This is a genomic window from Roseibacillus ishigakijimensis (genome assembly GCF_016595415.1).
In the GTDB taxonomy this organism is placed as follows: Bacteria; Verrucomicrobiota; Verrucomicrobiia; order Verrucomicrobiales; family Akkermansiaceae; genus Roseibacillus; species Roseibacillus ishigakijimensis.
The window spans coordinates 1-1,174 of sequence record NZ_JAENIO010000103.1; the positions used below are offsets into that span (position 1 = coordinate 1).

Sequence of the window (1,174 nt, forward strand, 5' to 3'; positions counted from 1 at the left end):
CACACTACACGACAAAAATTGAGGGGTGAAAAGGCGATTTGAGCCAAGCGAGAAACTCGTTGCGGTCCTTGGCCTTGAGGTGGGGATTGTTAAGGAGGCGAAGGATACTTTCCAGACCTTGACGAAAGAGGCTCTTGCGGGCCATCGCCTTGGGAGTCTTGCGCGTGGTCCGCAGATGGCAGCCCCATCCATAACTATACAGAAAGGCCAGCGTGACCACCGCGAAGAGTTTTTCGAGCTTTTTGGCATCGCTCATATGCGTGTCCTCGAGATTGAATCCGCGCTTCTTGAGATGGCTGAAGAGCTGCTCGATGCCCCAGCGCAGCTTGTAAAGCTCAAGCGCTTCCGCTCCATAAAAGCGGTTGCTGATGAGGTGCAGCCGCTCGTCGCGACGGCCTTTGCTGGTGATGGTTTTGCTCGCAAAAAAGAGGCTCATGCCGAGGATTTTCTTTCGGACTGCGGCCTTCTTGCCCTTGCCCGTGGCCCGGTGTTCGCGGGCCAGTTTGTTCCCGACGATGATGTTGGTCTTGATGCGTGCGATGTATCCGACTCCCTGTTTATCAAGCCATTCGAGCCAGTCTTTACCACCGAATTCGCGGTCCATGACGAGGGCGCGAATGTCTTCGGACGGCAACATTTGGAGGACTTTTTGACAGAGCGCAATGCGGTGCCGGGTGCTGGAGTTGCCGCGCTTGGTGGACTGCGGAAGGACCTTCCAGGCGATGGGAATGGCGACCTTGTTGACCACTATACCGATAGTAAGAATGTTGATGTGCCGCTGGCCATATTTCCAGTTGGTGCGGTCCATGGAGAGGACCCAGCCGCCTTCAGGACGCGGGACTTTGGCGAGGACGAGACGGCCGATGATATCGGGACTCAGAGAGCAATCGCGGAAGAATCTTTGGAAGCGCCGGTAGCAACTTTCGTTGGTGGCCCCGGTGAGATTTTCGGTGGCGAGGAGGGTGAGGTTAACGGTGCGATGGCGCAGCAAACTCGCCGCGAGAAGGCTGAGGCATTTAAGGCGCGCGAGGTTGAGTTTGAGGGGAGCGAACTGATTAATGAGATGGTCATGGAGCATCCCAATTTTGGGCGGCCACCGACATTGCAAGCCTTTTTTGCGTATTTTTTCCTTATTTTCAGTGCGTTACGTGCTCGATTTTTGTCGTGTAGTGTG

General features: G+C 55.2%; 1 protein-coding gene. It reads right to left on the minus strand.

The genetic code is table 11. The features are described 5' to 3' along the window. Nucleotides 1-4: 4 nt before the first annotated feature. Complete coding sequence (locus JIN78_RS16745; protein ID WP_200393146.1) at nucleotides 5-1,078, minus strand: IS4 family transposase; 1,074 nt, start codon at nucleotides 1,076-1,078, stop codon at nucleotides 5-7. Between the last annotated feature and the right edge of the window lie 96 nt (nucleotides 1,079-1,174).

Excerpts from the sequence above, each read along its gene's own strand:
- JIN78_RS16745 (WP_200393146.1), bottom strand. The coding sequence starts at position 1,078 with ATGCTCCATGACCATCTCATTAATCAGTTCGCTCCCCTCAAACTCAAC.